17 protein-coding genes and 1 pseudogene are annotated in these 23,357 nt (G+C 65.6%); 8 read left to right on the top strand and 10 right to left on the bottom strand.

Annotated elements, in window-relative coordinates:
• Positions 1-91 precede the first annotated feature (91 nt).
• The 5 genes from A9D14_RS15795 (at position 92) to A9D14_RS15775 (ending at position 8,946) form a co-directional block, all read left to right on the top strand.
• Entirely contained in the window at positions 92-3,466 is a 3,375-nt protein-coding gene (locus tag A9D14_RS15795) for a glycosyl hydrolase (protein WP_232469110.1), read from the top strand.
• Between the two features lie 155 nt (positions 3,467-3,621).
• The gene (locus A9D14_RS15790) at positions 3,622-5,748 is read left to right on the top strand and encodes a TonB-dependent siderophore receptor (protein WP_066850050.1); all 2,127 of its coding nucleotides are present in this window, start codon (positions 3,622-3,624) and stop codon (positions 5,746-5,748) included.
• A 95-nt stretch (positions 5,749-5,843) separates the two neighbouring features.
• A complete protein-coding gene (locus tag A9D14_RS15785; protein ID WP_157668281.1) occupies positions 5,844-6,323 on the top strand; it encodes a hypothetical protein in 480 nt (159 codons plus the stop codon).
• Entirely contained in the window at positions 6,320-7,624 is a 1,305-nt protein-coding gene (locus tag A9D14_RS15780; protein ID WP_066850044.1) for a PepSY-associated TM helix domain-containing protein, read from the top strand. The genes A9D14_RS15785 and A9D14_RS15780 overlap by 4 nt, the downstream gene beginning before the upstream one ends.
• Before the next feature lie 101 nt (positions 7,625-7,725).
• Positions 7,726-8,946 (top strand): Gfo/Idh/MocA family protein, encoded by a 1,221-nt coding sequence (locus tag A9D14_RS15775; RefSeq protein WP_066850041.1) that lies wholly within the window; start codon positions 7,726-7,728, stop codon positions 8,944-8,946.
• Between the two features lie 133 nt (positions 8,947-9,079).
• Here the strand turns inward: A9D14_RS15775 and A9D14_RS15770 are convergent, their stop codons facing one another.
• Together A9D14_RS15770 and uxaC are read right to left on the bottom strand one after the other, a co-directional pair.
• Positions 9,080-10,399 (bottom strand): mannitol dehydrogenase family protein, encoded by a 1,320-nt coding sequence (locus A9D14_RS15770; protein ID WP_066850038.1) that lies wholly within the window; start codon positions 10,397-10,399, stop codon positions 9,080-9,082.
• Positions 10,396-11,796 carry a glucuronate isomerase gene (uxaC, locus tag A9D14_RS15765; protein ID WP_066850036.1) on the bottom strand — a complete coding sequence of 467 codons (1,401 nt, stop codon included), beginning with the start codon at positions 11,794-11,796 and terminating at the stop codon, positions 10,396-10,398. The genes A9D14_RS15770 and uxaC overlap by 4 nt, the downstream gene beginning before the upstream one ends.
• A gap of 133 nt (positions 11,797-11,929) precedes the next feature.
• Here uxaC and A9D14_RS15760 point away from each other — a divergent pair, with 133 nt between their 5' ends.
• Together A9D14_RS15760 and A9D14_RS15755 are read left to right on the top strand one after the other, a co-directional pair.
• Positions 11,930-13,459 (top strand): UxaA family hydrolase, encoded by a 1,530-nt coding sequence (locus A9D14_RS15760; RefSeq protein ID WP_066850679.1) that lies wholly within the window; start codon positions 11,930-11,932, stop codon positions 13,457-13,459.
• Between the two features lie 377 nt (positions 13,460-13,836).
• Positions 13,837-15,282, top strand: coding sequence for a DUF1593 domain-containing protein (locus A9D14_RS15755; protein ID WP_083988121.1), 1,446 nt, complete (start codon positions 13,837-13,839; stop codon positions 15,280-15,282).
• 112 nt (positions 15,283-15,394) lie between these two features.
• Here the strand turns inward: A9D14_RS15755 and A9D14_RS15750 are convergent, their stop codons facing one another.
• Both A9D14_RS15750 and A9D14_RS15745 read right to left on the bottom strand, forming a co-directional pair.
• Positions 15,395-16,102, bottom strand: a complete 708-nt coding sequence (locus A9D14_RS15750) for a spermine/spermidine synthase domain-containing protein (RefSeq protein ID WP_157668302.1) — start codon at positions 16,100-16,102, stop codon at positions 15,395-15,397.
• 50 nt (positions 16,103-16,152) lie between these two features.
• Positions 16,153-16,464 (bottom strand): DUF6481 family protein, encoded by a 312-nt coding sequence (locus A9D14_RS15745; RefSeq protein ID WP_066850032.1) that lies wholly within the window; start codon positions 16,462-16,464, stop codon positions 16,153-16,155.
• A 183-nt stretch (positions 16,465-16,647) separates the two neighbouring features.
• Between A9D14_RS15745 and A9D14_RS20510 the strand changes: the two are divergent.
• Positions 16,648-16,859, top strand: a pseudogene (locus tag A9D14_RS20510) (IS630 family transposase); the annotation flags it as partial.
• Between the two features lie 45 nt (positions 16,860-16,904).
• Here A9D14_RS20510 and A9D14_RS15740 read toward each other — a convergent pair.
• The 6 genes from A9D14_RS15740 to A9D14_RS15715 form a co-directional block, all read right to left on the bottom strand.
• Entirely contained in the window at positions 16,905-17,702 is a 798-nt protein-coding gene (locus tag A9D14_RS15740; protein WP_066850678.1) for an acetoacetate decarboxylase family protein, read from the bottom strand.
• A gap of 174 nt (positions 17,703-17,876) precedes the next feature.
• Complete coding sequence (locus A9D14_RS15735; protein ID WP_066850029.1) at positions 17,877-19,157, bottom strand: TRAP transporter large permease; 1,281 nt, start codon at positions 19,155-19,157, stop codon at positions 17,877-17,879.
• Complete coding sequence (locus tag A9D14_RS15730; protein WP_232469108.1) at positions 19,157-19,660, bottom strand: TRAP transporter small permease; 504 nt, start codon at positions 19,658-19,660, stop codon at positions 19,157-19,159. Before A9D14_RS15730 ends, A9D14_RS15735 begins: the two co-directional genes overlap by 1 nt.
• The gene (locus A9D14_RS15725; protein WP_083988119.1) at positions 19,657-20,709 is read right to left on the bottom strand and encodes a TRAP transporter substrate-binding protein; all 1,053 of its coding nucleotides are present in this window, start codon (positions 20,707-20,709) and stop codon (positions 19,657-19,659) included. Before A9D14_RS15725 ends, A9D14_RS15730 begins: the two co-directional genes overlap by 4 nt.
• The gene (locus A9D14_RS15720) at positions 20,706-22,340 is read right to left on the bottom strand and encodes a family 43 glycosylhydrolase (RefSeq protein ID WP_083988118.1); all 1,635 of its coding nucleotides are present in this window, start codon (positions 22,338-22,340) and stop codon (positions 20,706-20,708) included. The genes A9D14_RS15725 and A9D14_RS15720 overlap by 4 nt, the downstream gene beginning before the upstream one ends.
• Positions 22,340-23,356, bottom strand: a complete 1,017-nt coding sequence (locus A9D14_RS15715) for an alpha/beta hydrolase (protein ID WP_066850676.1) — start codon at positions 23,354-23,356, stop codon at positions 22,340-22,342. Before A9D14_RS15715 ends, A9D14_RS15720 begins: the two co-directional genes overlap by 1 nt.
• Position 23,357: the final 1 nt, after the last annotated feature.

Raw genomic sequence — 23,357 nt, 5'->3', positions numbered from 1 at the left:
AGCGCGGAATGCTGGCGTGTTCTGGTCGGCCATAAGGCAATAGCCGCGCAGCCGGATCGGCGCGCAGGGCGCGGACTGCGGGAGAGGACATTTGAATAAGGCACCACTGACGCTGCTGGGCGCGGCATCCATGCTGGCCCTGTCCGCTTGCGCGGCGACCGGCAATCCCGAATTGCTCTCCCCGCCCGCAGTTCAGCCCGCCACAGGCGACACCTTGGTCGAGGGTTTTCGCGACCCGCCGAAAGACGCTCGCCCGCGCACCTGGTGGCACTGGATGAACGGCAATATCTCGCAGGACGGGATCGCCAAAGACCTTGCCTGGATGGATGAGATCGGTCTCGGCGGGGTGCAGATGTTCGACGTCGGCCTGCAGGTTCCGCAGGTGGTCGACAAGCGCATCACCTATATGACGCCGGAATGGAAGGCCGCGTTCCGCCTTGCCGCGACGGAAGCGGAGCGGCGCGGGCTGGAATTCGCCATCGCAAGCTCTCCCGGCTGGTCGGAAACGGGCGGCCCGTGGGTAGCGCCCGCCGATGCGATGAAGAAGCTGGTGTGGAGTGAGGTAAGAGCCTCGGGCGGCACGCCCGTCGGCACGCTGCCTGCTCCGCCAACGGTGACCGGCCCGTTTCAGTCTCAGGGATTCCACGATGCGTTCGCCGCGCTGGAGGAAGGCGGCAATCACGCCGCGAAGCCGCGCTTCTACCGCGACATCGCAGTGCTGGCGGTTCCGGCCAACGTTTCGGCGCCCTTGCCCACGCCGCAGATACGCATCGCGGGCGCGGCGAGCGACGGCGCAGCCCTGTTCGACGGCGATCTCGACACCGGCGTCGCGGTGCCGAAGGGGGAAGAGGCATTCGTCGAGTATGACTATCCGCGCGCGGTCACCATCCGTTCGGCACAGACCCTGATCGCAAAGGCGACGATGCCGTTTTCGGGACCGAGCGTCGCGATGACGCTGCAGGCTTACAGAGACGGCGCATGGCGTGATGTCGCCGACATACCCGTCACCGAGGTGCCGACGACGCTGGCGTTCCAGCCGGTGACCGCGCAGCGCTTTCGCCTTCGCCTGACACCGGCCGTCCCGCAGATGTCGAACATGGGCGCACCCGAAGAGGGTGCAGCGCCGCCGCCCTTCGCCGCGGCACTAGGAGCTGCCGCGGCGCAGCCCTACGACTTGCGGCTGTTCTCGCTTTCGGGCGAGGCGCGGGTGGACCGGTTCGAAAGCAAGGCCGGTTTCGCCACCGAACCGGATTACTACGCACTCGGCGATATTGCCGACGGGGCAAGCGGCCCCGCGCTCGGTAACATCATCGATGTGACCCGTTTCCTGACAGCGGACGGCACGCTCGACTGGGTACCGCCCACGGGGGAATGGACCGTGCTGCGGATGGGCTATTCGCTGCTGGGTACGACCAATCACCCCGCCGCGCCCGAAGCGACCGGGCTGGAAGTCGACAAATATGATGCGGCGGCGGTGCGCCGTTATCTGGACCATTATCTTGGCCTATATGCGGATGCGCTGGGCGAAGATCTGTCCCAGCAGGACAAGATCGACGCGATCCTGACCGATTCGATCGAGGCGGGGGAAGCGAACTGGACCCCGGAAATGACCGCGCAATTCCGGCGGCTGCGCGGCTATGATCCGCTACCGTGGATGCCCGCGCTGACCGGGATGATCGTGGAAAGCCGTGAGGCGACCGACCGTTTCCTTTACGATTATCGCCGCACGCTGGCTGAACTTCTGGCCCAGGCGCATTACGGCACGATCGCCGATGTCGCGCACGCCAGCGGTCTGAAAGTCTATGGCGAGGCGCTGGAGGATCACCGGCCCGGCCTGGGCGACGACATGGCGATGCGCAAGCATGCCGATTACCCGATGGCGGCGATGTGGACCTATGCCCGCGATGCCGGCCCGGCAGCGACCTATGTCGCCGATATCAAGGGTGCGGCATCGGTCGCGAACCTCTATGGGCGAGAGGCGGTGGCCGCGGAATCGATGACGTCGGCGCTGGCCTATTGGGCGCATGCGCCGCGCGATCTGAAGCGGGTCATGGATCTGGAGCTGGTGACGGGCGTCAACCGTCCCGTGATCCATACCTCGGTCCATCAGCCGACCGACGATGCGCCGGGGCTGTCGCTGCTGATCTTCGGGCAGTTCTTCAACCGTCACGAAAGCTGGGCGCCGTTGGCCCGGCCGTGGATGGATTACATCGCGCGCAGCTCCTTCCTTCTTCAGCAGGGCAGGCACGGTGCCGATGTCGCCTATTTCCATGGCGAGGAAGCGCCTCTGACCTCGCTCTACGGGGACAGCCCGGTGGCCGACGCGCCCACGGGGCACGGCTATGACTTCGTGAACGCGGACGCGCTGAACGATGTCCTGTCGGTGGAGGGCGGCATGCTCGTCACCCCTTCGGGGATGCGGTACCGGTTGCTCTATCTTGGCGGTTCGTCGCGGATGATGACGCTGCCGACGCTGCGCCGGATCGAGGCTCTGGTCCGCGAAGGGGCCGTGGTGGCAGGCAATCGGCCAGAAGCGAGTCCTTCGCTGGGCGACGATCCCCACGAATTCGCTTCCGTCGCCGCCCGTCTGTGGAGCGGCGCATCGGCGGGGAACGGCCGTGTCATTACCGCCGACAACGCCGATGACGCGCTGGCGCAGCTGAACGTTACACCGCGCTTTGCCTATGCCGGTGGGGATGGTGCGCAGATCGATTTCCTGCAGCGCCATCTGAACGACGGCGACCTGTTCTTCGTCGTCAATCGGCGGAACCGCGCGGAAACGGGCGAGGCGCGCTTCCGCGTGACGGGCAAGCGTCCCACGCTGTGGCATGCGGAAACCGGCGAGATCGAGAACGTCAGCTACCGCATGGAGGGCGACCGGACCGTCGTCCCGTTGGCCCTTGATGCCGAGGAAGCGGTCTTCGTCGTATTCCGCGAGGATACCGGCGAGACCTCCGCAAATATCGCGGCCCGGCAGACCGTGAAGGCCGGAACGATCGACACCCCCTGGTCCGTTGCCTTCCAGGAAGGACGCGGCGCTCCGGCAAGCACGGTGATGACGACGCTTACGCCGCTGAACGAGAATGCGGACGAGAGCATCCGCTATTTCTCCGGCGTGGCCAGCTATCGCAACCGGTTCGACACGCCCGTGGGCTGGGCCGAGGGGGCGCCGCTGTGGCTCGACCTTGGCGAGGTGAACGATATTGCGGAGGTCAGGGTCAACGGGCAGCAGGCGGGCGGCATCTGGCATGCGCCATGGCGGATCGACATCGGGCACCTGGCCAGGGCAGGTGCGAACGATATCGAGATCCGCGTGGCCAACCGCTGGATCAACCGCCTGATCGGCGATGCCCAGCCGGGCGTGGAAGAAAAGATCGGCTTTACCGTGCTGCCCACCTATGCCGCCGACGCCCCCCTGCGGCCCAGCGGGCTGGTCGGCCCGGTCACGCTGCTGGTGGAGCGCTGATCGACCCACCGAGCCTGTCTGGCTCCCCCGTAGAAGGCTTCAAATTCCGGTCCGACGAAGGCGCACGGCCAAACCGGTCAAGCCACCGTGAAATCGGTGTTGCAAATGCGACTGACTCTCATTAGACGCGGTCCCGTTATTCAGAAGGGGACCCCATGCGACTGCTCAAATGTTCGATTTTGTCGGCAACCATGCTCGTGCCGGTGGCGGCACACGCCAGCGACACCACTGCAGAGGTGGAGCAGGTGCGCGACATCGTCGTCTCCGGCTCGCAGCTGGAAAGCACGTCGGCGACCAAGACCGACACTCCGGTCATCGAAGTGCCGCAGCCGGTCACCATCATCGAGGACGAGGTGTTCGAGGCGCAGGGCGCGATCTCGATCAGCGATACGCTGAACTATGTCGCGGGCGTCACCGCCAATCCCTATGGCCCGGACAGCCGCGTCGATGGCGCGCTGGTTCGCGGCGTCAGCGCGCTGCAGTTTCGCGACGGCATGCGCGACATCTTCGGCTTCTATGCCAGCATCCGTGCCGACCCGTATAATTTCGACCGGATCGAGCTGATCCGCGGCCCTGCCTCGGTCCTGTTCGGGCAGGGGTCGCTGGGCGGCATCGTCAACATGGTGTCCAAGACCCCGCAGTTCGAAAGCGGCGGCGAGTTTTCGCTGCGCTATGGCTCCTTCGACCGCAAGGAAGCGCTGGCCGACATAACCGGTCCGCTGACCGATAATCTGGCGGCCCGCGTCGTGGCCCGCGTGCGCGATTCCGGCACCCAGACCGACAACGTGCCCGACGACCGCGTGCTGTTCTCGCCCTCCGTCACCTTCGCGCCGACCGATGCGACGCAGGTCACGCTGATCGGCCTGTACCAGGAAGACGACGGCGGCTCGACCTCGCAGTTCCTGCCGCTGGTGGGGACGATCCTGCCCAATCCGAACAGACAGCTGGACAGTGATCTGTTCGTCGGCAAGCCGGGCTGGGACCGCTATGACGGGCGCCTGCTGCAGGGCACGGCTATCGCCAGCCATGCGTTCTCGGCCGATCTGACGCTGAACGCCAAGGCGCGCTATATCGACAGCGATCTCGACTATTTCACCCATTATCCCAACAGCTATTCGAACCCGCTCAATCCGTATTTGGACACCGAGCAGCGCCAGATCATGAACTACGCGTTCGGCAGCCTTGCGAACATGGAGATATTCTCGACCGACCATAACCTTCAATACGACTTCCGGACGGGAGGCGCGATCGAACACACGCTGCTGGCGGGCGTCGATTACAGCTGGAACCGCGTCCGCAAGGACAGCGGCTATGCGCTGGAGCCGATCGACCTCTACGACATCGATTACGGCGCGCTGTCGGACTTCAACGGCACGATCCCGATGCTGGGCGATCCGGGCTATGCCTTCGCTGCCGCCGACGACACGCGGCAGAGCCAGATCGGCTTCTACCTGCAGGACCAGATCCGCGCATGGGACCGCGTCTCGCTGGTGCTGGGCGTACGGCGGGACGAAGCACGCTCGACTTCGTTCGGCGAAGAGGTCTACGACCAGGGCGCGACAACTTTCCGCGCGGGCATCATCGGCGAGATCGTCACCGGCGTCTCGCCTTTCTTCAGCTTCACCGAAAGCTTCGAGCCGATCAGCGGCACCGATCTATACGGCGATCCCTTCGTCCCAAAGACGGGCCGCCAGTTCGAGGTGGGGGTAAAGCTGCATCCCAGCGACCGCATCCTGCTGACCGCAACCGCCTATCACATTCGCGAAGCCAATCGCCCCGTCGCCGCCGTCGCGCCCAGCCCGCAGGACCCCGACGTGATCCTGAACGGCCAGCTGCAGATCGGATCGCTGACGTCGAAAGGCGTCGAGTTCGAGGCCAATGCCACCCTGCCGGGCGATCTGCTGCTGATCGCCAACGCCAGCTATAACGAGGCGGAGGTCGAAGACACGGGCCGCCAGCTAGACAACGTGCCGAAATTCAACGCCTCGCTATGGACGATGAAGGACTTTCGCCTGAACGCCGAAACCACCGCAAGGCTGGGCGCGGGCGTGCGGCACGTCGGCAGGAACAAGTCCTATGGCGCGGCCTTTCCAAATGGCATCACGACGCCCGCCTTTACGCTGGTCGATGCCGTCGCCGAAGTCAGCTGGCAGAGCTGGAGCCTTGCGGTCAACGCGACCAACCTGCTGGGCAAGGACTATTACGCCGCCTGCCTCGCCCGGGGCGACTGCTTCATCGGCAGCGAGCGCAACGTGTTCGGCACCGTGAGCTACCGGTTCTGATGGGCGGCGATCCTCTGCTTGCCGCCGGAAGTCTGCTGGCCGCCACGGGTGTCGCAATACTGCGGTTGTCGTGGGGCCGGGCAGGGCGATCCGGCGTGATAAACGCCGCGGGCTGGGGCGCGCTGGCCGCGGCGGTGCTGTGCGGCGCGGCGGCGGCGGGCGCATGGGGCGTGGCGGTCGTTTCGCTATGGGCGATGGCAGCGGGCTGCGCCTTGCTGGCATGGGCCGGCTTCGCGTCGCAGCCCGCACCGACGCGGGCGTCCAGTCGTCGGGCCGGCGTGCTGCCCGCGAACGCGCCGCTGCGGCTCGGCGGGCGAGTGCTCACCTTCCTGCTGGTCGCGGTGCTGGCCATGGCAAGCTCCATCGCGATTGCCTTGGGGGTGCGCTGGACTGCGCTGCTGTGCGGAGCGGCAGAAGGCAATGCAACGGTGCTGGCACTGTTCGCGGTGCCGCTGACCTGGACTCTGCTGGCCTATGCGCTGCTGATGACCGACAGCCGCAAGCGCCAGTTCGCGATTGCAGGCGGCGCCATGCTGGCCGCCTTTCCCGCCCTGTTGCCAGGAGCCATGGCATGACCAGCCCTATCGAACCCACGACGGTAAAACGTGCGCTGTCCGCCCATGCGGCAATCGGTCTTGTCGCGGGCGCCTTGCTGTATCTCGTCTCGCTGACCGGCACGATTGCCGTCTTCTATGCCGAGCTGCAACGCATCGAGCAGCCCGATGCGCCCGAAATGACCGCGATTGCGCCCGAAGCGGTGCAGAACGGTGTCATGGCCATGCTGAAACGCGGCGCGGAAAGTGCCCCGACGACGCATCTCTATGTCCATCTTCCGGTGGATGACCTACCCCGCGCGACCATCACCACCGATACCGAGGCGATGCATCTGGACGCGCGCGGCAATCTTGTAATGCCGGAAGAGATCGCGTGGTCGGACTTTCTCGTCGCGCTGCATTATACGCTGAACCTGCCCTCGCTGGTCGGGATCACCATTGTCGGTATCCTGGGCGTGATGATGCTGGCGCTGTCGCTGTCGGGCGTGGTCGCGCTGCCGCGCATCTTTCGCGATGCGTTTCGCCTGCGCGCGCGCAGTTCGGGCGGCGTGGGTCTTGCCGACTGGCACAATCGCCTGAGCGTCTGGACCCTGCCGTTCGGCATCGCCATCGCGCTGACGGGCGCGCTGATCGGCCTCGCCACCGTCACCGCCTTCGCCATCGCTTCGAACGATTACGGCGGCGATGTCGAAGCGGTCTATGCCCCCATCTTCGGCGAGGAGCCTGCGGGCGACGACGCGCCGGCCCCCGCGCCCGATGTGGCGGCGGCGCTGCGCTACATGTCCGCGCAGCACCCCGACGTCGTGCCCAGCTATGCGATCCTGCACGATCCGCTGACCCGCGGGCAGCATGTGCAGATCGTGGGCCTGCACAAACAAAGGCTGATCTTCGGCGAATATTACGGCTTCGACGCCGCAGGCCGGTTCATGGGTACCGCCGGGCTGGCGGACGGCGAATGGGGACAGCAGGCCGCGGCATCGACCTATGACCTGCATTTTGGCAATTTCGGCGGGATCTGGGTCAAGCTTGCCTATGTGCTGTTCGGTGCAGCGCTGACGGCGGTCTGCGCCACGGGCACCTATATCTGGCTGGGCAAGCGCCGCCGCCGCGGCCACTACGAACCCAGGCTGAGAGCGCTGTGGAACGGGGTGGTCATCGGCGCGCCGGTCGCGCTTGCGATCAGCTTCGCGGCGCGCCTGGCGCTGGGCAATGGGGCTCCGTTCGCAGGCATCTTCTGGATTTGCTATGCGCTTGCCGTGGGCCTGGCATGGGCACTGGTCCGGACAGACAGAACCAGCGAGCAAGTGGCGGAACCGGCCTGACGCGCGTTCCAGCCAGCATCGGGGCATTCCGCAATAGGGTTGCCTCGGCGCTGCCGATACGTCAGCATGAACGCTAATCATGGGCAGATCGGAATAAAGCGATGATGGGACACGGGATAAGCAGGCGCCGACTGATCGAAGTCGGCGGCGGTGCGGCGGCGGCGTCGCTGATGCTTTCGGGCCGGGCCGTCTTCGGACAATCGGGCGGCGCCAGGGCCACCGGGCAGCCCATGCCGGACGGGGTCGAGCTTCCCGAAACGCAGCCGCAGCCCCGGCGGGCGGACAGCGTCGGCTTCGCCATCGTCGGCCTTGGCGGCTATGCGCTGAACCAGATGATGCCGCGCTTCGAACGGGCGGAGCGGGCGCATATCGCGGCCCTCGTCTCGGGCAATCCGGAAAAGCTTCAGCGAGTGGGCGATGCCTATGGCGTGCCGCCCGAGTCCCGCTATTCCTATGACGATTTCGACAGGATCGCGTCGAACAAGGATGTCGATGCCGCCTATATCGTGCTGCCCAGCGGACTGCATGCCGACTGGACGGAACGCGCCTTTGCCGCGGGCAAGCACGTGCTGTGCGAAAAGCCGATGGCGCTCTCCAGTGCGGAGTGCGAGCGGATGATCGCCGCGAGCCAGCGGGCGGACCGCAGGCTGATGATCGCCTATCGCTGCCATTTCGAGCCATACAATCTCAAGGCGATGGAGCTGATCCGCGAGGAAGCGGTCGGCAAGCTGCGGCTGATCCGCACGCAGCAGTCCTATCGCATGGGGCCGACCAGCCCCAGCCAGAACTGGCGCGTCGACCGCACGCTGGCAGGCGGCGGCCCGCTTGAGGATTACGGGATCTACGGCCTGCAGGCCGCGCTCTATCTGTCGGGCGAGATGCCCGAGAGCATCACCGCAGCGACATACCAGCCGGCAGCCGACCCGCGCTTTGCGGAGATCTTCGCGCATGTGTCGTCGCAACTGCGTTTTCCTTCGGGAGCGGTCGCGCAGCTTGCCACTTCCTATGACGCGGCACCGATCAACGAGGTGGACGCGCGCGGCTCATCCGGCGCGCTGCTGATGCAGCCGGCGACCAATTATTCGGGCCTCGACATGGTGCTCGAATCCGGGGGCGAAAGCCGGGCGTTCTCGCCGGGCGATTCCACCGTGCAATTCGCGCGGCAGCTCGACCACCTCGCCGACGCGATCCGCGACGGTTCCGAGATCATCACGCCCGGCGAAATGGGCCTGCGCGACCTGCGCCTGATGGAAGCGATCTATGCGTCCGCCGGAACCGGCCGCACGATGCTGCTCAATCCCGACGGGACCATGAAGGGCTGAGGCGTTCGCTTTCGCCGTCCGGGCGGGCAGGATTAAGTCCCTTCGCGGTAGGAAGCCAAGGCTGGTCTGCCGCACCCCGCTTGGGGCTGCGCCTGATCAGCGCGCAGTATCTCGTGTCGGCCTTTGGCGACCTTTAGACGATGAATTCGGAAGGGAAGCGTCCGTCAGTCATGCGATCGGCGACCGCTTCAGGTCCCTTATTTGCGACAAGTGCGCGAAGTTCATCGCCAAGCGGGTCGTTCACGAGCGAGCCATCGGCCAAATGTGCAAGCCATGCGCGAAACGCAGCGCGGATGGCGGGACAATCATCGCCGCGCCGCGAGTGCCAGGCCGCCGTGTCCAGCCAGCGCTGCGGGATCTTCTGCGATCCATCCATCGCGATCTGCGCCAGCCGGTGCTGCAACGCGGGCTCGGCAAAGCGATCGATCAGGCTGTCGGCATAGGCGGCTAGATCCTGGTCCGGTGCGGCATCGATGGTGGGCGCGGCTTCCTGCATCATCAGCCGGTGCGCCAGTTGGCGAAGCTCGGCATCGGCAATCGCCTCGTGCACGAAGGTGAAGCCGCGTTCCAGGCCGCAATAGGCCAGCAGCGAATGCGCGCCGTTCAGCATCCGCAGCTTGGCGGTTTCATACGGCGCGACATTGGTCACGAGCTGGGCCCCGTGGTCCTCCCATCTGGGGCGCGGACCGGCGAAGCGATCCTCGATCACCCACTGGCTGAACGCCTCTGTCAGCACGGCGCCTTCGTCGCGCAGTCCCAACGTCGCTTCCAGCGCGGCGCGGTCCTCGTCAGTGGTGGCGGGAACGATGCGGTCGATCATCGTCTGCGGGCAGGTGCAATTCAGGGCGAACCAGTCGAATAGCTGCGGATCCTTGGCCTTCAGCCATTCGCGCATCAGGCGGTCCAGTTGCTGGCCGTTTTCCGCCAGATTGTCGCACGACATCAGCGTCAGGCCGGGCAACCCCTGTGCCTGGCGCCGCGCAAAGGCTTCGCTCAGCAACGGGTAAAAGCTGCCCTCCGCAAGGCTTATATCAAGCGAACCGTCATTGCCGCGGGCATAGCCCTTTTCAGTGATGGTGAAGCTGACGATGTGGCAATCGGGCAAAGCGATCCGGGCGATGACCGCTTCGGGATCCTTCGGCGCCACGATAACTTCGCGCACCGCGCCGACGACGCGAGTGGTCGACGTGCCGCCGCCGCGTTCGGTGACAGAATACAGCCCGTCCTGCGGGTTCAACTGCTCCGCGACGCTGGCCGACCGCAGCGAGACGCCGCAGATGGCCCAGCCATGCTCCCCCGCATTCAGGGCTAGATCGGTGTACCATGCCTGATGCGCGCGGTGGAACGCGCCGATCCCGAAATGGACGATGCCGATGGCCTGCGCTTCGCGGTCATAGGCTGGAACCGCGACTTCGGCAGGAAGTTCGGCAAGCGTATCGGACGACAGCCTCATAGCTTATAGGCCTTCTTGACGAGCTTGTAGGACAGTTCCTGCGCAAGCTCGGCGGCTTCCCAATCCTCGATCCGATGCTCGGCGACCAGCTGGGCCAGGAAGCCGCAATCGACGCGGCGTGCTACATCGTGTCGGGCGGGGATGGAGAGGAAGGCTCGCGTGTCGTCGTTGAAGCCGACCGTGTTGTAGAACCCGGCCGTCTCGGTGGTATTGTGACGGAAACGCCGCATGCCTTCAGGGCTGTCGTGAAACCACCACGAAGGGCCCAGCTTCAGCACCGGATAATGCCCGGCCAGCGGTGCAAGCTCGCGTGCATAGACACTCTCATCCAGCGTGAAGAGGATGATCGAGAGGTCCCGGCTGTTGCCGAACCGGTCGAGCAGCGGCTTGAGCGCATGGACGTAGTCGGTGCGCATCGGGATGTCGGCACCCTTGTCGCGGCCGAAATTCTCGAACAGCCAGCCGTTATGGTTGCGGAACGATCCTGGATGGATCTGCATCACCAGTCCGTCGTCGATGCTCATCGCTGCCATTTCGGTCAGCATCTGCCCGCGGAACAGTTCGGCGTCTTCCTTGCTGGCCTTGCCGTCCTTGACCCTGTCGAACAGCAGCGCGGCTTCGGCGTGGGAGAGGTTCGCGGTCGCAGCGGTCGGATGACCGTGGTCGCTGCTAGTCGCTCCCATGGTCTTGAAGAACTCGCGGCGCTGCCGGTGCGCGCCAAGATAACCTTGCCATGTCCGGCAATCCTCGCCGGTCATTTCGGAAAACCGGTTGAGATTGGCGCTGAACCCTTCGAACTCCGGATCGACGACCGGATCGGGGCGATAGGCGGTGATGACACGGCCATTCCAATCGCTTTCCCTGATCGCGGCGTGATGTTCCAGCGTATCCAGCGGACCTTCGGTGGTGGCAATCACCTCTATGCCATAGCGGTCGAAAAGGGCGCGCGGGCGGAATTCGTCGGTGCCGAGCTTTTCGGTGATGGTGTCGTAATACAGGTCCGACGTTTCCGAAGACAGCTGGACTTCCATGCCAAAGGCCTCGGCAAATACCCAGTCGAGCCACATGCGCGAGGGGGTGCCGCGGAACAGGTGATAGTGCCCGGCCAGGATGCGCCATGCTTCGCGCGGATCGGCCTTGTGTCCCGCGATGCCCAGATCCTCTAGTCGGACGCCTTGCGAATACAGCATGCGGAACAGATAGTGGTCCGGCACCAGCAGCAGTTCGGTTGCATTGCCGAAGCTGTCGTTGCGGGCGAACCAGCTGGGATCGGTATGCCCGTGGGGGCTGACGATCGGCAGGCCCTTCACGCTGTCGTAAAGATCGCGCGCCACGGCGCGGACGGCGGGATCGCTGGGCAGCAGGCGATCGGGATGGAGGTTGAGGGGGCGGGGCATTGCACTCTCCTGGAACTCGGCCGATTGCTGTGACCGCTGCTTTATGGTAACCGGTGTCAAATACGCTCATGCAGCGCATTTCCATCAGAATCAACCGGCCGGTAAGCATCTGGACCGGTATCGAAAGACCCGGATGACTACAACTGACCGTATCGAACAGATACGCACGCCCCCCGCAATGCGCTGCCATGCCGATGACACGGTACTGGTCGCGCTGCGCGACATCGCGGCGGGCGAAACGGTCGAGGCTGGCGATGGCGAAATTGCGGCGCGAAGCCCGATCCGTTCGGGGCACAAGATCGCCTTACGGGACCATGCCCCGGGCGATCCGGTGATCCGTTACGGCGAACGGATCGGGTTGGCCAGCGCGCCGATATCGCGCGGCGATCATGTTCATTCCCATAATCTGAAAACTGCGCTTTTGGGAGAGGTGGCCTATGGCGACTTCGCCGGGGCACAGGAAGCGGGCGATGCACAGCCGCTGGGCACGTGGCTTGGATATCGCCGCGCGGACGGCCGCTATGCCACGCGGAACGAGATCTGGCTGATCCCGACGGTCGGCTGCGTCGCGCCGATGTGCGAGATGCTGGCGCGCGAGGCGGAGATGCGCCACGCCGATGCCATCGCGGCGGGCCGGATCGACGGGATCGTCGGCTTTGGCCATCCGCATGGCTGTTCGCAGCTGGGCGACGATCTGTCGGGCACGCGCGATGCGCTGGCGGCGCTGTGCGACAATCCCAATGCGGGCGGGGTGGTGCTGATCGGGCTGGGCTGCGAAAGCAATCAGCTTGACGCCATGGTCGGGCGCGTGCCCGAACGCAGCCGGGGCAAGCTGCGGGTGATGCGTGCGCAGGATCCGGGCGACGAATATGACCGCGCCAATGATCTGATCAACGGGCTGGTCCGCGAGTTGTCGGGGCTGGAGCGCGAGGAAGCGCCTGCCTCGGCGCTGGCGGTGGGGCTGAAATGCGGCGGGTCGGACGCGCTTTCGGGGGTCACCGCCAATCCGCTGCTGGGGCGTTTCAGCGACCGGGTGGCAGCCAGCGGCGGACGGCTGGTGCTGACCGAGATACCCGAGATCTTCGGCGCGGAAGCCTCGCTTTTCGCGCGCAGCGTTTCGGGCGAGGTGCACGACAAGGCGGCCAGCCTGCTCAATCGTTTCAAGCGCTATTTCCTGGAACAGGGCCAGCCGGTTTCGGAAAATCCCTCTCCCGGCAACATCGAGGGCGGGATCACCACGCTTGAGGAAAAGTCGCTGGGCGCGGTGCAGAAGGGCGGCAAGGCGCCGCTGGTCGACGTGATCGACTATGGCGGCACCGCCGAGGAGCCGGGGATGACGTTGCTGGAAGCGCCGGGCAACGATGCCGTGTCTTCGACCGCGCTGGCGGCGGCGGGGGCGACGATGATCCTGTTCACCACGGGAAGAGGCACGCCGCTGGGCTTTCCCGTGCCGACGGTGAAGATCGCGTCGAATTCAACGCTGGCGGCGAACAAGGCGGGCTGGATCGATTTCGACGCAGGCCGCATGCTGAGCGAACCCGGCGAGGACGTGGACGCCGATTTCGCCGACGAGCTGCTGGCCATCGCGAGCGGCCGCAAGACGGCCAGCGAGCGCAGCGGCCAGCGGGTGATCTCGATCTGGAAGCGGGGCGTCACGCTCTGATCCGGTTGACACAGGCGACACATCCTACAACCTCTGTCGCCTGCCGCAGAGCCGCGGGAAAGCTGGCGTTTCCGCCCTGCGGTTGACACCGTGGGGGGCCAGAGAAAATGGACGATCGGAAAGAGCCGCGGCGCCGCGATGGCGGCGGATCGGGCTTATCGCGGCGAGCGCGTGTAGGACAGCGCAATGATGCCGTCTTGCGGCAGCCAGCGACCGGTTTCGGAATGGCGTTCGGATGACTTCATGGCGGGAACGGGGTCAAGGCGGACAGTCGCCGCCTGGCGGCGACCATTGACCTCGATTTTCTCATTGGCGATAGGATCAGCCGCAACAGGGGAGGGGAGTAAACGATGGGTTCCAGGCCTGGACGAGCCTTGATGGCCGCGCTTTTGGTGGGCGCTCCTGTAACAGCAGCATGTCAGGTCAAGGCGCCCTCCGCTGTCCAACCGGTTGCGAAGCCGAGACTCTTCGTTTTGTCGGACATCGAGGCCGATCCGGATGACACGCAGTCGTTGATCCGCCTTTTGCTGTATTCAAACGAAATCGACCTCGAGGGTCTTGTCGCTACTACGTCGGTTCACCAGAAGAACAGGGTGGCCCCGGAGTCCATCGAGCGGGTGATCGGCGAGTATGGGAAGGTCCGCGCCAATCTTGCACTTCACGATCCCGCCTTTCCCCGGGCTGCCACTCTCTATCGGCTCGTTGGATCGGGACAGCCTGTCTATGGCATGGCGGGCGTCGGCTCGGGCAAGTCCACGGAGGGTTCGAGGCAGCTCATCGCAGCGCTTGAGCGACCCGATCCCCGACCCCTGTGGGTAGCGGGCTGGGGCGGCCCCAATACGCTTGCGCAGGCACTCCACGACATTCGTGCAACGCGGAACCCCGAAGAAGCAAAGCGGCTGATCTCGAAGCTCCGGGTCCATACCATCTCGGATCAGGACGACAGCGGCCCATGGATGCGCAAGGCGTTTCCGGACCTTTTCTATGTCGTCAGTCCGGGCGGTTACGGTGCGGCGACGTGGCTGGCGATCAGTTCTGCAGTGGAAGGCATCGACAATACGGCAATCTCGAACGGTTGGATCGCCGAAAACATCCAGCAGGGGCACGGCCCGCTTGGCGCTGCCTACCCCGACACCGCTTACGGCACCGAAGGCGATACACCATCCTTCCTTGGCCTCATTCCAAATGGCCTTAACGTACCCGAACGTCCGGACTGGGGTGGCTGGGGCGGACGCTATGAACCAAGGATACCCGAACGTTCCAGCACGGACCCGGACGGGTTCAACGGCGGCATTCCCGTCCCCGCCGAAACACGGCCCATCTGGACCAATGCGGTGGACAGCGTCACCCCTTATGTCGCCAGGTCGCATGGCCCCGCGATAGAGGCGATGGACCGCACCTATACGGGGTTCAGGGAGACACTCTGGCGTTGGCGCGACGAATTCCAGAACGACTTTGCCGCCCGGATGGACTGGACGATCAAAGCCCCGGCCGATGCCAATCATCCACCCATCGTCCGACTTGCCCACCCTGACAGCGTAACCGTTCGTTCCGGCGACACGGTTCCGCTCAGCGCGCTTGGCACGACCGATCCGGACGGGGACAGCCTCAGCTATCGCTGGTTCCAATATCCGGAAGCCGGAACCTACCCGGGGACCATCGAAATGTGGGGCGCAGAGAACCTCTATGCGCGTGGCTTTACCGCTCCCCCCGTTGACCGACCGTCGGAGGCTCACTTCATCCTGAAGGTGACCGACAAGGGCACTCCCGCCCTTACACGTTATCGGCGCGTCGTGGTGACGATCCTGCCTGAAGGCTCTTGAGCGGATCGTGCGGACAGGAGGGTCCCGGCGCCTCGAACTGTCCGTAATCACCAGATGCCGGCAAAGTCGTCGCAAGCCGAATGGCAGCCTTGTCGGCGCTATCCGCCCCGGCTTACCGGAGCTTGTGAGCCAGCATGATGACATGCGCCGGTACGTCGTCTTCGGGCAGCCAGTGGGTGTCCAGGTCGGCCTCGATCACGCTGACGGCAAAGCCGCTTCGCGCGAGACGGCCGGCAAAGCGGTCGTCATGCGTGGCCGACCAGATCGCGAGGAGGCCTTCGGGCCGCAGGGCGTTTCGCGCCGCGGCAAGGCCGGCGGCGGAATAAAGCCAATCGTTACAGCGCCTGGTCAGCCCTTCGGGACCGTTGTCGACGTCGAGCAGGATACAGTCGTATCCTCCGCTCGCAGCCTCGATCAGCATCCCAACATCGTCCTCGATCAGAAGCACGCGGGGATCGTCAAGGCATCCTGCCGTGACGGCGCGCATCGGCCCCCGCGCCCACTCGATAATCTTGGGCACGATCTCTGCCACGGTTACTTCCGCGTCGGCTGCCAGCGCGGCAAGGGCGGCCCTGAGCGTAAAGCCCATGCCGTATCCGCCGATCAGCATCTGTACGCCCGCACGCCCGGCCAGCCGCGCGCAGGCATGTCCGGCAAGTGCCCGTTCGGACGATGACAGGTCGGTGCTCATCAGTTCGTGGTGGTCGAGCAGGATCGAGAAATCCTCGCCGCTGCGGGTCAGGCGCAGGCGGCCGCCGTCGGGCACGAACGCGACGTCGACAAGATGTTCGCCTTCATCGAGCGCCGACCAGTCCGGCATGGCCGACGGCAAGTCGGCCTTGTTCGACGCCAGTATCGTCAACGCCCGTGCTACTTGCGGGCTTTTCGCGCAGCGTATTTCGCGTCGCGCGCCGCCTTGCGCTCGGCCTCGGTGGGGCCGGCCGGCGCTTTGTTCGCCTCGATCCGGGCCGCCTTTTCAGCCTGCTCCCGCGCCTTTTTCTCCTTCAGGGCCGCGCGCTTTTCCGCCTGGACCTGCGCGCGCGCTTCGGCGGCGGCCAGCCGTTCGGCCTGGACCGCAGGATCGACCGGGGGTTTCGCCCTGAGCTTTGCCAAAGCTTTCTCCCGCGCTGCCGCGGCCGCGTTGCGGCGCTCGTTGAGATCGGGTTCCTTGTAACCTGCCATGAAGTGCTTGCCTGTGAGAGAGAGGGAGAAAGCCGGCCAGCGGCGACCGCATCGGCAGGATCCGGGTGATGACCGCAATCGGCGATCCGCCTTGCGAACCGCCACATAAATCCAATCCGGACCCTTTACCGCCGGGGCGTCGCCACGCGCTAGAGGATCCCTTCACCGATGTCACGCGCCGTTGCGCGGGGCATGACCCGCATTCATGACGCTGCGCCAGAGGGCAGCGCCTGCGAGGGGCGTCCCGCATGGTCGCCGAAGGGACCGCCACGCGGGTCGCTGGCCTGCGCATCACCGGCACGGCGGCGCCGATGGTGGTGGAGGGTCCGAAGGGCGGTAACCGGTTTGAGGCACATGGGGCGCAGGTTCTCGTACCCGTATTGCGGCCGGGCGAGGAAGCATTCCGCGCTTTCAGGCCATGATCCTTCGGGCGATGCCGTCTATCGCAGGATCCTCTGCCCGCTGCCGTCGCCGCCGCCGCTGGTGCGGACAAGCCGAGCGGGACCGAAATCGTCGAGCGGCAGCGCCGCCAGCGTGTTCACGATGGGATATTGGGTGGGCATGTCCTCCCACCGGGCGGGATGGAAAGCGAACCGTCCGGTGCCGATCTCGCTCGAAACCGGCCGCGGCGGCGGACCGTCCGGTGCGGTGATCGTTGTATAGCTGACGTCGGCTGTTCCCCATTCTCCCGTGCGGGGCATATATTTCGAGAACATCATCGGCTTGGGCGGGTCGGGTTCGCCCGGCGAGAAGTCTGTGGCCTCTGCTTCGAGAAAGCGGAAACCTTCCCATTCCGCGTGGGTGCGCCAGCCGCCGCCGTCCGGTTCCAGGTCGGCGACGTCGGCATAGATCTTGCTCCAGCCCAGTTCCTCTCGCCCGGTGATTATGGGGTCGGCCATGCTTTCCCAGACGACTGGCACGAAATGGCCTTCCCTGGTTTCCTTTCCATCCCAGCGCGCGGGGATGCCGATCACGACGATGTTATAGCCCCGTCCCGCCAGCCAGCCTATGTTCCGGAACATCATGAAGGTCACGCCGATGCGCGGTTCGCCGCTCAGCGTGAAGCTCGCCGGCAACATGGCGGCCAACAGCGAGGGATCGCTGCGGGCGCTGAGCGAGAGGGTGGTCGTATCCTTGAGATAGCGCTGGTCCTCACGGTCATGAGGAAGGTTACGCGGGCCGGGAGCGGGTCCGAAACAGATCGGCATGCGAAACATGGGGGACAGTCGTGACGTCATCGCTGCGGCTCCCGGGCAGGGGTCGAGGGCGCCCACGCGCCCCATCGGAGTTCGGCAGGACGCGGGGTGGGTGCGGGATTGCCGCACCGACATTGTTCGATCATACAGATGAGCCCCTGCGGGGGAACGGGCAAGTTCCTGAATGACAGCCGATCGCCTAGGCGGAGCGGAGTGTCAGTTCCACATCTCCAGCAGCCCAAGCGACAGCCAGGGGATATAGGTGATCAGCGCCAGCGCCAGGATCAGCGTGCCGTAGAACGGCCAGATCGTGCGCACCAGCGTCGTCACCGGGATCTTGCCCACGGCAGAGCCGACGAACAGCACCGACCCCACCGGGGGGGTCACCAGCCCGATGCCCAGGTTCAGCATCATGATGATGCCGAAATGCACCGGGTCGACGCCCATGCCCATTGCGACGGGCAGGAAGATCGGCGTGGTGATCACGATCAAAGGTGCCATGTCCATGAAGGTGCCCAGCAGCAGCAGCATGATATTGATGATCAGCAGCGTCATGATCGGATCGTCGGTAATCACCGCGATCAGCCCGGCCAGCGCGGCGGGCACTTCCAGCAGGGCAAGCGCGAAGCCGAAGGCGGTTGCCGCCGCGATGATGAACAGGACCATGGCGGCGGTGCGGACCGACTTGCCGGCGGCTTCCCAGAACGCGGTCCAGCCCAGGCTGCGATAGACGAAGACGCCGATCGCGATGGTATAGATCACCGCGACGGCCGAGCTTTCGGTGGCGGTGAAATAGCCCGACAGGATGCCGCCCATGATGATGACCGCGGTCATCAGTCCGGGAATGGCGTAGATCGCCGCGACCGCGAAGTTCCGCCAGCCGGGGAAGCTGCCCTTCGGCAGGTTGCGGCTGCGGGCGACCAGCCATGCCACCAGCATCAGCATGAAGCCGGTCAGCAGTCCGGGCACGATGCCCGCCACGAACAGGTCGCCGATCGACACGCCGATGCCCGATGCGGCGGAATAGATGATCATGTTGTGCGAAGGCGGGATCAGCAGGCCGACGATGGCCGCCGTCACGGTCACGTTGACCGCGTAATCGCCGGGATAGCCCTTGTCGCGCATCAGCGGCACCAGGCTGGATCCGATGGCCGACGCGCTGGCGATGGCACTGCCCGACACCGCGCCGAACATCATCGATGCGCCCACGTCGACCAGCCCCAGACCGCCGCGCACGCGGCCCAGCGCCGCATCGGCGACCTTGACCAGCCGGTCGGCGATGCCGGCGCGGTACATCAGGTCTCCGGCAAAGATGAAGAAGGGGATCGCCATCAGCGTGAACACGCTGATGCCGGATGCCACGCGCTGCACCGCGACCACCAGCGGTATGTCGATCACGGCGAAGCAGGCAAGCGCCGCGCCGAACAGCGCGAAGCCAACCGGCACGCCAATGACGAGCAAGACGAAGAGCACGCCGAAGAGGACAAGCAGTTCCATCAGTCGGCGCTCCCCGCCATGTCGCCTGAACCGAGCGGGTCGGGTTCCAGCCCGTCATCGCTGGCGGGGCGGAACATGTTCTCGACCGCGAACACCGCCATCAGCAGGCCGGAAATCGGCAGAGGCGCATAGGCGACCCAGCGGCTGAGCCCCAGCGAGGGGATCACGTGATCGCGCACCGCCCACAGCAATTGCGCGCCATAGACCGCGATGGCGAGGCCCATGAGCGCCACCAGCAGGTTGATGACCCGGTGCAGGACTGCCGCCCCCCTGGCTCCCAACAGGTCGTCGAGCAGCGCGATGCGGATATGAAATCCTTCTCGCACGCCGGCGGCGGCGGCGAACAGGACGTACCAGATCATCAGCAGCAGCGCCGTCTGTTCGGTCCACGAAGGGCTGTTGTCGAGGATGAAGCGGCCGAACACCTGCCAGCCCACGACGGCGGTCATGACGACAAGGCCGAGCGAACCGAGGCGGACCAGCCAGTCGGAGACGAGTTTCACGATGCGGTCTCCTGCGGCGCGGAAGGGGCGGTGGCATCACTGGCCATCTGTTCGCCCAGCGCGACGATCCGCCGGGCGATGTCGCGCTGCTGCGGGGTGACGAGGAAATCGTCCCACACCGGCTCCATCAGCGCGGCGAAGGCGGCGTTGTCGACCTCGTTCACCTCGACCCCGGCGGCGATGATATTGGCCTTGGCGCTTTTCACCCGGGCGTCCCACAACCTGCGCATATAGTCGACCGACTGGCGCGCGGCCTGACGGATCAGCTGCTGGTCGGATTGCGAGAGCTTGTCCCAGCTGACCTTGGACATCAGCAGCACTTCGGGGGTGAAGAGGTGCTGGGTCAGGCTCATGAAGCGGGCGACTTCATAGTGGCGCGCGCTTTCGAAGCTTGGCCAGTTGTTCTCCGCCCCGTCGATGACGCCCTGCGCCAGGGCGGAATACACCTCGTCGAAGGGCATCGGGACGGCGTTGGCTCCCAGCGCGTTGACCATGGCAAGATAGAGGTCGGAGGAGGGGACGCGCAGCTTCAGCCCGTGCATATCCTCGGGCGTATAGACCGGGCGGCGGGTGTTGTAGAAGCTGCGCGCGCCGGAATCGTAGAAGCACAGGCCGATCATGCCCTGCCTGCGAAAGCTGGCGAGAATCTCGTCCCCGATGTCGCCGTCCAGCGTGCGGCGCATGTGCGGGACCGAACGGAAGATGAAGGGCAGCGAGGGCGGGATGGTCAGCGGCTCCACCGAATTGAGCGGCGCGAGATTGACGCGGTTGAAATCGATACCGCCGAAACTGGTGATTTCCAGCGTGTCGCGCTCGTTACCCAGCTGCGCGCCGGGGAAGACCTTGATGCCCAGCCGTCCGCCGGTGCGTTCGGACAGAAGCTGGCCCATGTATTCCACCGCCTTGACGGTGGGATAATCGCCGGGATGCGTGTCGGCCCCGGTGAACAGGCCCGACAGGCGCGGCTGGCATCCCGTCAGCGCCAGTCCGGCGGCAGCGGTGCCGCCCGCGATCAGGCCGCGGCGGGAAATGGCAAGGCGGTGGATCATGCGATGTCCGGATCGAAGGCGCGAAAGGTGAAATCGCGGAATTTCGCGGTGCCCTGCCGCGCCGCATACAGGCCGGGGCGAAGCATCAGGAAATCCCCGCGCACATTGTGGTGATAGCCCGACACTTCCATTCCCCTGTCGAAACGCCGCCATGTCCGGCCGCCGTCGCCGCTGGTGTCGAACACCACGATGTTCCGGTCGTTGGTGACCCGCATCCTCATGCTTCGGCCGTGGGGGTTCAAGGGGCGGGCGCGTTCTATCCCGTATTGATGGGTGACGAAGCGATCCTCGTCGAAGCCGAGACCGGCGTAGAGCTTGTCGTCGTAGAACAGGATCAGCCCCGCGCGGCCGCCCGGCTCGATCTCGATATCGCATTCGAACGCATAGCTGCGATCGCCCGCGGTGATCAGCAGCGGCGAGCCGGAGGAGGGCGCATCGCCCTTGCCTTTCAGGTGCAGCGTGTCGTTCGCAACGCTGATCCTGTCCGCCTCGTCATCGGCGGGTTTGAAGAACGACCATTTGGTGCCGAGCGCCAGGGGCCGCGAAAAGTCGTCCGACAGCGCCATGCCGTGCGGCACCTTCGCGCCGCCCCCGGGCGCCTCGATCGGCTGCGACAGGTCGCCGCCCGTCATTTCGAACCAGCCGTCGCCTGTAAAGCGGACCGGGTCCATCAGGCACTGGCGGCCCAGCGTCCAGAAATCGTTCTCGTAACCGTGGTAGAGCGACCACCAGCCGCCGTCGGGTGCCTGCACCAGCGAGGCGTGGCCGCGCGACCACCATGCCTCGCGATTGTCGGTGGTGCGCACGATCGGGTTGCCGGGATGGTCCTCCCACGGGCCGTGCAGCGATTTCGATCGCGCAGCGATCACCATGTGACCGGTCGGCGGGCCCGCCGTGCCTCCTACGGCGGTGATCATGTAATACCAGTCGCCAATTTGGTGGATCTTGGGCCCTTCGGGGGAAAAACCCTCGACGATCCAGTCGGAGGGGTAGCGCCAGGGATCGTAGACATGCTCGACTTCTCCGGCGAGGGAGAGATTGTCGTCCGACAGGCGCACGCGGTCCCCGCCCGACAGGAACAGCCAGCGCGAGCCATCCTCGGCCACGGCGTGGCAGGGATCGATATGGTCGTGCAGGCCGAGCGGGATCGGATCGCTCCACGGACCCTCTATATCGTCTGCCCAGGCGACGAAGATGTCGTTCTGCGGCTGTGCCTTGACCGGAATGTAGAGCAGGTAGCGCCCCTTGTCCTTGTGCAGGCTGGGGGCCCAGACCGAACCGATGTTCCTGTGCAGCGCGGGTTTCAGCGGCTGCCAGTTCACCAGGTCGCGCGAATGCCAGATGAGCAGGCCCGGATAGGCATCGAAGGTCGAGAAGGTGACGTAATAGTCCTCGCCATCCTTCAGCACGGCGGGGTCGGGCCGGTCGCCCGAGATCAGCGGATTGAGGAACCGGCCATTGCCCAGATCGGCGATGCGCTTGCCCTCGCCGTCGCGCCGCCAGCCGGTCGCGCGCGGGGCAGGGGCAACCGCCGATTGCGCCAGCGCCGCGCCCGCGCCCGCGCCGCCCATCAGCCCTGTCAGCGAGAGCAGGGCTGCGCCGCGGACAATGTCCCTGCGATCCGATTTCATCATCCAAGTCCCGTCGTTCGTGCCCAGTCGCGCCAAAGCTGGGGCCAGTGGCCCACCGGCTTGCCGATCGCCTTGCGCAGGCCGAAGCCATGGCCCCCGTTCTGGAACAGAAGCGTCTCGACCGGAATGCCCCGGGCCTTCAAAGCGGCGCGCAGCAGCAGCGCGTTCTCGACCGGCACCACGTCGTCATTCTCGGCATGGAGGATCCAGTGCGGCGGCGCGTCGGCGGGCACGTTGCGATCGGGCGAATGCGCGGCTTCCAGCGCCTTTGACGGGTTGGCGCCCAGCAGCAGGTCGCGCGAGCCTGCATGGGCGAATTGCGGGTCCATCGAGACGACCGGATAGATCGGCGCCGCGCAAAAGGGCTTTGCCGACAGCGCATCGGCCTCATCCGCCGGTTCGTAGGTGCGCGCGGCAAAGCGCGCGGCGAGATCGGCGCACAGGTGACCGCCGGCGGAAAAGCCCATCGCGCCGACCCGTTCGGGCTCGATGCCGAAGTCGCGGTAGCGGCTGCGGATGACGCGCATCGCGCGCTGCGCATCCTGCAGCGGCACGTCGGCCCGGTTCGCCCAGCCGTCATGGGGCAGGCGGTAGAACAGGACGAAACAGGTGAATCCGCGCGCCGTGGCCCAACGCGCGAATTCGTACCCTTCCTTGTCCACGACGACATGGCGATAGCCGCCGCCGGGAGTCAGGAGGAGCGCCGCCCCGTTCGGATGGTCGGGGCGGAATACGGCAAGCCGGGGCACGGAAATGCCAAGGACGGCGCGGTCGGTGACAAGCGGATCGGCGGAGCGTTCCGTGGTCACCTCGTCGGGGAGGGAGCCGGGTGCACCGGGCGCGCCCCTTGGCCACAGCTCGCGCGGCCACAGGTCTATCGTTTCGTGGGGTTGCGGGAGACCCGGAGAGCTTGGGCCTCCCGCGCTCGGCGGTGCAGTTTGCGCCTCACCGCGAGTGGTCAGGATGGTGGAAAGGGCGAGGGTCCCCGCAAGAACCGATCTTCTGTCAGACTTCATG

This window comes from Croceicoccus marinus, assembly GCF_001661675.2.
GTDB classification, from domain to species: Bacteria; Pseudomonadota; Alphaproteobacteria; order Sphingomonadales; family Sphingomonadaceae; genus Croceicoccus; species Croceicoccus marinus.
This window is presented reverse-complemented; position numbering and strand designations above follow the sequence as displayed.

What these genes read in the sequence shown, in the direction of transcription:
- A9D14_RS15745 (WP_066850032.1), bottom strand. Translation starts at nt 16,464, where the DNA reads ATGGCAGGTTACAAGGAACCCGATCTCAACGAGCGCCGCAACGCGGCC.
- A9D14_RS15760 (WP_066850679.1), top strand. Translation starts at nt 11,930, where the DNA reads ATGACTACAACTGACCGTATCGAACAGATACGCACGCCCCCCGCAATG.
- A9D14_RS15720 (WP_083988118.1), bottom strand. Translation starts at nt 22,340, where the DNA reads ATGAAATCGGATCGCAGGGACATTGTCCGCGGCGCAGCCCTGCTCTCG.
- A9D14_RS15735 (WP_066850029.1), bottom strand. Translation starts at nt 19,157, where the DNA reads ATGGAACTGCTTGTCCTCTTCGGCGTGCTCTTCGTCTTGCTCGTCATT.
- A9D14_RS15780 (WP_066850044.1), top strand. Translation starts at nt 6,320, where the DNA reads ATGACCAGCCCTATCGAACCCACGACGGTAAAACGTGCGCTGTCCGCC.
- A9D14_RS15750 (WP_157668302.1), bottom strand. Translation starts at nt 16,102, where the DNA reads ATGCCGGACTGGTCGGCGCTCGATGAAGGCGAACATCTTGTCGACGTC.
- A9D14_RS15755 (WP_083988121.1), top strand. Translation starts at nt 13,837, where the DNA reads ATGGCCGCGCTTTTGGTGGGCGCTCCTGTAACAGCAGCATGTCAGGTC.
- A9D14_RS15775 (WP_066850041.1), top strand. Translation starts at nt 7,726, where the DNA reads ATGATGGGACACGGGATAAGCAGGCGCCGACTGATCGAAGTCGGCGGC.
- A9D14_RS15725 (WP_083988119.1), bottom strand. Translation starts at nt 20,709, where the DNA reads ATGATCCACCGCCTTGCCATTTCCCGCCGCGGCCTGATCGCGGGCGGC.
- A9D14_RS15770 (WP_066850038.1), bottom strand. Translation starts at nt 10,399, where the DNA reads ATGAGGCTGTCGTCCGATACGCTTGCCGAACTTCCTGCCGAAGTCGCG.
- A9D14_RS15715 (WP_066850676.1), bottom strand. Translation starts at nt 23,356, where the DNA reads ATGAAGTCTGACAGAAGATCGGTTCTTGCGGGGACCCTCGCCCTTTCC.
- uxaC (WP_066850036.1), bottom strand. Translation starts at nt 11,796, where the DNA reads ATGCCCCGCCCCCTCAACCTCCATCCCGATCGCCTGCTGCCCAGCGAT.
- A9D14_RS15790 (WP_066850050.1), top strand. Translation starts at nt 3,622, where the DNA reads ATGCGACTGCTCAAATGTTCGATTTTGTCGGCAACCATGCTCGTGCCG.
- A9D14_RS15740 (WP_066850678.1), bottom strand. Translation starts at nt 17,702, where the DNA reads ATGACGTCACGACTGTCCCCCATGTTTCGCATGCCGATCTGTTTCGGA.